This is a genomic window from Microcystis sp. LEGE 00066 (assembly GCF_015207925.1).
Lineage (GTDB): Bacteria > Cyanobacteriota > Cyanobacteriia > Cyanobacteriales > Microcystaceae > Microcystis > Microcystis ichthyoblabe_A.
Window position 1 is genome coordinate 1 of sequence record NZ_JADEVX010000216.1, and the last position, 6,424, is coordinate 6,424.

The following is a 6,424-nucleotide window of genomic DNA, read 5'->3' on the forward strand; positions in this document are numbered from 1 at the left end:
TCGCTCCATACCCCTTTTAATGCTATATATTCTCATTAACCCTTTTAACCTTTGAATTAATTTTAGTTATTATGTACTACTTTAATGGCTTTTTTGATCTGTGACAGTTGAGGGTGCGGAATGTGGGATGAAAGAGCTTCTCAAACCACTGCTCAAAAATGATTATCCTACATAAGTACATTTACCTTGATGTGCTGCTGGGTAGGTTTGGTGCTGGCTAAAAGTATCGTTGGCATGAGACACCTAAGCACACTCGTGAAAATGTAAGGAATTAATGTCAATTATGATCGCCAAAGTTTAAATAAGATTTTGAAAAAAGGCACGTTAGAAACGCGTCTCAAAAATCATTAATTAAACTTCAGTTAAGAGATCTAAATTTAGACTATTAGCAGCCTAAAGGACGTTTGTGACCTTCAATATCTTCACGCATTTTCTTATAGGCTAGATCTCGTTCTTGGGGCGACATATAAGCACGATCGCTTAGAGTACTTGGCTGCGTCATATAAGCTAGAGTAGAAACGTCTCCTCAAAATTATTTTAAAAAGCTTCGTCTTAACACCTTATATCAATCCATTACCCAAAACCCCGAACCAACGTTAATTTATCAAATTGCCGAAGAATTAGGTTTTTTTGAGCGAGGACATCTTGCCTCTGATTATAAACAACTGTTTGGTTATTTTCCCTCTGAAACTTTTAAAAATAGAACATAATGAGCCATCTTAATTGTCATTGTGAGCGGTAATAAATTCTAATCAGGACAAAAAATCGTGCGAAAACCGATATGATTGGTAGAAGTGTCGATATCTTCGGGATGGCGCGCGGCGGGACGGTAACGAGCGCAGTAGTTAGGGGCGCAGAGGAAAGAGCCTCCTTTGAGGACTTTACGGGGTTTTCGCATTGAGGGATGAAGTTTGAGGTTATAACTATCTTCTTCGGTTCCGCCTAGGGGATTTTTCGGGGTACAACAGGCTTTAGTCGGGTTTTTGGGATGTTGTTCCTGATACCAATCTTGTGTCCATTCCCAGACATTACCTATCATGTCATAAAGTCCATAACCATTGGGGGGATAGCTTTCTACTGCTTCTGGACCGGGTGCATGAGGTTTGAGATTTTGCCAAGGAAATTGTCCTTGCCAAGTATTAGCCATGACTTTACCATTAGGCATAAATTCATCACCCCAAGCAAATTCTGCCCCCTCTAAACCCCCTCGTGCAGCAAATTCCCATTGTGCTTCAGTTGGGAGTTCTTTTCCTGCCCATTTTGCATAGGCAAGGGCATCTTCATAGACAATATGTACTACAGGATGGTTTTCTCGATTTTTAATTGAACTTCCAGTACCTTCCGGATGTCGCCAATTTGCCCCCGGTATATATTGCCACCAGCAGACAGTACGAGGATCAACGGGACGATCTGGTTTCACAAAAACGGCAGATCCGGGAACTAATATTTCAGGATCAGCATTAGGATAATCTTCTGCTTTCGGTGGTTTTTCAGCAAAGGTAATATATCCTGTTTCTTTGACAAATTTTCTAAATTGTTTATTAGTGACCAAATATTTATCCATCCAAAAGCCGCTAACGGTTACGGTGTGGACGGGGCCTTCTTCAGGATATTTACGACTGTTTGACCCCATTTCAAATGTTCCCCCCGGAATCCAGATCAGATCTTTATGGGGAGGTTTACCTGGAGCAGATGAGGGGTTTTGAGATATTTGCATACTCAAGATATAGCCTTTATTTTATCAAGGGTTAGAGTGGGTAGGGGCAATTCAGAAATTACCCCTACAGCTTTGAAAGCAAATCGGGTCTATGCTACAGACTAAGCAGATTAGTCACGCCACAACATCCCTCTTAATTCTTTCTCAGGATCGATCGCGCCCGCGTCATTTTTAATCGTGACAATGACTTTTTTCAGCTTCGCACCTTCAAACTCGAACTCATGTTCGTAGTCTGATGATACAGGCTGTCCGGGATCTCGACCAATATTAAATCCCTCCCCACATAGGGAAAACTTACCCGGTTGAGTCAGGAATTGATCAGGATATTCTGGGAAAGCTTCCTCAATCGTGGCATTTTGCTTAATACCATTGATATAGAGTTGTACCTCTCCTATGGTACTACCACCAAACTTGCTCTCTAGTGGTTCTGAATTTGGATTTGGCTTCTTGGAAAGTACAACCAGGAATTTATCGGGATCTTCAGGGAAAGCTCTCTCAATCGTGGCACTTTGCTTAATACCATTGATATAGAGTTGTATATCTCCTATAGTACTACCACCAATAGTACTACCACCAAACTTGCTATCCGGTTGATTGGGCTTCTTGTTAAATACAACTTTGAGTGTATTTTCCTTGTCGGCAAGATTAGGGAGTGGACAAGTGATCTTCTGTTGCTGTTGTCCTAACCAGTTATAGACATAACAGAGTTTGCCCTCGTAGATATAGAAACTATATCCACCAAAACGTCCTCCATGAGCTATCATTACCCCTTCAGGAGTCTCACCCGTGGAGAAATCAACAATGGCTTCGATTTCGTAAGAACGACCTCGGGTATTCGGAGCAACGGCTTCGGGAATTTCTGATCCCCCTGGATAATAGGTGTAACTGAAGGTAGCATCCTTTGGGTCATCTTGAGCAAATGCTGGGGGACGTAATTGGGGACGATCTCCACCCAATACCTCAGCAGCCGAGCGATCATCAAGAGGCATACCTTTGTATAACCCTGCTTGCACGAACCACATATACTTCATCTGTTCGAGTTTATCGGCATATTTCGGGTCATTAGCTAAGTTACGAGATTGAGTCGGATCGGGAGTTAATTCCAATTCCAGATCCCCATCCATACAGTACAATTCCCAGATATCCTTCTCAAAATTACCCCAATTAGAAGGTGCAGGAGCATGGACAGTACAAACGTGCCAACCTTTATACCAGACTCCCCTTGTTCCTAACATGGAATAGAACTGAGTTTCTCGCACTTTTTTGGGTTTTCCATTGGCATCCTTGGGTTTTTGCTTGTCAGAGAGTCTGTAAGCAAATTGATACTCAGGTTGAGCATATTCGGGAGCGAAAGTATAGGCGAAGCTAATTCCCTCAATGGGATTTTGGGTGTAACCTTTAACCACTTCTGGGGGTTCTACACCACACATTTCGTAAAGGGTAGGTACTAAGTCAACCGCGTGAATGTACTGTTTGCGAATCCCCGTATCTGCCATTCGTGACTTCTTAATACCCGGTCCACACATCATAAAGGGAGTTGCAGCACCACCTTCATAACCTGACCAACGTTTCCAGTATTTGAACGGCGTATCAAAGCCCCAAGCCCATCCTGTAGGATAGTGATTATAGGTTTTCAGTGTGCCTAAATCTTGGAGAAGGGCAAAGTTCTTGTCAAAATCATCGGGAATATCGTTAAAGAACAGATTTTCATTGACTGAACCATTAGGCCCACCTTCTGCACTAGCACCATTATCAGCTACAGCAACAATGATGGTGTTATCCATTTGACCCGTTTCTTCGAGAAAATCGAGCAAACGACCAATTTGTTCATCGGTATAGGTGGAGAATGCCGCATAAATCTCGGCCATACGGATAAATAATGCCTTTTCTTCGGGACTTAATCCTTCCCAAGGTTTTACCCAATCAGTTTGAGGCCACGTCTTACCATCAGGAACTCCTTGGATCTTAGTGTGGTCAGGGTTAGGTTCTGCAAGCGCACCTTCACCATGAGGATTAATCACCGAGGGTTCTGTTACCTCATCCCCAAAGATGCCTAATTCTTTCATTTTGGCAAGGACTTCTCTGCGATAGCAGCAATTCTCATTTTGAAACGATTTTGCGTTGTTTCAGCGATCTAGAGATTCGTTAAGAATTATTAACCCCTCTAGGTGCAAGGGTTTTAATGTCATGAAACCTTAAAATGAGAATTGCTGCTGCGATAGACTTCATAGCCATCTTTAAAGATACTTGTCTCGACAAAGGATAAATCTTCTGGATTATCGGGATCTCCCAGGCTCGTGTTATAAGCATAATCTAGGATCTTCTGAGGCCAGATTTGATGGGGTGCATGGTTGGCACCGGGAGAGAAGTACATCAGCCAAGGTTTATCTGGAGCGATCGCCTTTTGATCTTGGATAAAGGCAACTGCCTTATCTACCAGGTCTTTCGACAGATGATAACCGTTCTCTGTATCCCCCATATTGGGACCATAAGGAGGTTCAATCAGATGGTTATCATAGACCAGATCTGGATACCATTGATCGGTTTCTCCGCCTAAAAAGCCATAATAGCGTTCAAAACCACGACCTAAAGGCCAATGCCGCTTCGTGGATGCCATATTTGCCTCTTCTTCTGGCAGTAAGTGCCATTTACCAAGGGCGAAGGTACTCCAGCCACGCTCACTCAATACGGCTGGAATCATGGCATTTTCAAAGGGAATGCGACCATTATTACCAGGGAAACCCGCTGTCGCCTCTTCGATACAAGACATCCCGTTACTGGTAGCATTGCGTCCATTTAATAGGGATGAACGAGTGGGAGAACAAAGAGCGGTAGTGTGAAAGTTGGTATAAATTAAGCCTTTTTTGGCAATACGAGCTAAATTGGGCATTTTAATTTTGCCACCAAACATTTCCCAGGCACCAAATCCCGTATCGTCAATGACTATGTAAAGAATATTCGGTGAATTTGCGGGTGCTTTCGGTTCGGCGTAGGGTTCCCAATCGGGTACGGAATCACGAATATCGAGGGCGATTGTCCCGTTGAATTGTTTAGCCATAGAGTCTCCGTAAGAGGCTTGTCACAGGTGTCTGATTCGCTCGTCTGAGAGCGGCCCATTCAAGTTTGAAGTGTACCAGTACCTGACTGACTAGATGTAGAAACGTTGAATCCTGTCATAAAACTTGACCTTGAAGGTTCTTCGTTACTTGTTATGGTTCGATAGGGGGGCATAAATCGACTAAATCTTTATCTGGCAAAAGATTTAATTGAACGGTGGCGGCGAATTCAGTGGCGGTGAAACAAAGCAGTTTATTGATGAGTGTGGGGTATGGCTATTTTTTATTTCATGGAAAAAATATCAAACAAAGACTATTTGGTTGTATTATTATACTGGCTGGTGTTTCTCTGTTAAGCATTCTTTAGTAAAATAAGAAAAGGCTCTTCTGGATCAAGGATGATAATCAAAAATTATGGCGAAAGTCTGGCTAAAAAGCGGCAGCGCATATTTTCAAAATCAGGAATCGCGCCTCTAGGAGGGTTAGTGATTCTCCTTCTCCGCTGCCCCAGCAGAGTCCTTCCACAGAGTCAACGGTTAGGTAATTACTGTGAAAATTATACAACCAATGGATTAACTGAGGGCATGAATACAAAAATAAAGCCTATTAAAAGAACAAGTTATGGATGCAGCAATCTTGAACATCTTCGACTTAAGCTGTTTGCTGGCTTTAATTCATAACAAAAAGTAAAACACGAAAACCAAAATAGCCAAATCTGAATGGCTTATTAATAACCGGAGAAACTGACTCAATAGATAATCTCCTTGTTTAATTTATCACTAAAAAAATATGGCTAGAGGGGATCAAATATACGCCTATCGGGAATTGCTCAATCTTCAGGGTGCTTATGCCCATCATGGCATCGATTGCGGTGATGGTAGCGTCATTCATTACCGAAAACCGAGCGAGATTGTGGAACGAACTTCCCTAGAAACCTTTGCTAGGGGCGGTAAAATCTATGTGGTGCGCTATGTAGAGGTGGGATTTTCCTTTATCCCCGATGTGGTGGTAGAAAGGGCGCTAAGTCGTCTGGGGGAGCAGAAATATAATCTTCTTTTTAACAACTGCGAACATTTTGCCACTTGGTGTAAAACGGGTATTAGCAAAAGTCAACAGATAGAAGAATTTATCCCGATTATTACCCATTTACAAGCGGTGGGACTCTACGAACCCCTGAAAAAATCCCTCATCGGAGCCGACCCCAACAATGCCCAAACCCTGTTAAAAGGGGCCTTAAGCAATCTTAAGGTCAGTTGGGATGAAATTCAACCCCAGTACAAAAAAGCCCTTCAAGAAGCAGAAACATGGAATCGAGTGGCGATCGAAGCTTTAAGCAAAAATCGCGATGATTTAGCCCGGGAAGCCCTGAAACGCAAGGTAGAAGCCAAAAAACAGGCAAAACGCCATCAGGAACAATTGGATCAAATAGCGGCCATGACCGAAAATGTTCTTAAAAGTCTGGTGATTGCTAACGGTTAGTCTGGATGTAAGTAGGGTTGGCTGAATAAATCTAAAAACCTTGTTGGATAAGGCTTTTAGACTTTTTTCCCTCAAAAAGTGCTGACCCTTGGAGTGATCGGGGGTAAAATTCAGGTACTTTTTCCCTGAAAATTAGGTAACTGACTACCTCAAAATCGGTAAAACCCTACAC

2 protein-coding genes and 3 pseudogenes are annotated in these 6,424 nt (G+C 42.6%); 3 read left to right on the forward strand and 2 right to left on the reverse strand.

What is annotated here, in order from left to right:
- Positions 1-524: 524 nt before the first annotated feature.
- A pseudogene (locus IQ224_RS20515) lies at positions 525-710 on the forward strand (AraC family transcriptional regulator); the annotation flags it as partial.
- 38 nt (positions 711-748) lie between these two features.
- Here IQ224_RS20515 and IQ224_RS20520 read toward each other — a convergent pair.
- Both IQ224_RS20520 and IQ224_RS20525 read right to left on the reverse strand, forming a co-directional pair.
- Entirely contained in the window at positions 749-1,717 is a 969-nt protein-coding gene (locus tag IQ224_RS20520) for a formylglycine-generating enzyme family protein (RefSeq protein WP_194033440.1), read from the reverse strand.
- 110 nt (positions 1,718-1,827) lie between these two features.
- Positions 1,828-4,775, reverse strand: a pseudogene (locus tag IQ224_RS20525) (sulfatase-like hydrolase/transferase).
- Positions 4,776-5,309: 534 nt separating this feature from the next.
- Here IQ224_RS20525 and IQ224_RS20535 point away from each other — a divergent pair.
- Positions 5,310-5,453 (forward strand): annotated as a pseudogene (locus IQ224_RS20535) (transposase); the annotation flags it as partial.
- Between the two features lie 109 nt (positions 5,454-5,562).
- Positions 5,563-6,252 (forward strand): lecithin retinol acyltransferase family protein, encoded by a 690-nt coding sequence (locus IQ224_RS20540; protein ID WP_002788351.1) that lies wholly within the window; start codon positions 5,563-5,565, stop codon positions 6,250-6,252.
- The last annotated feature ends 172 nt before the right edge of the window (positions 6,253-6,424 follow it).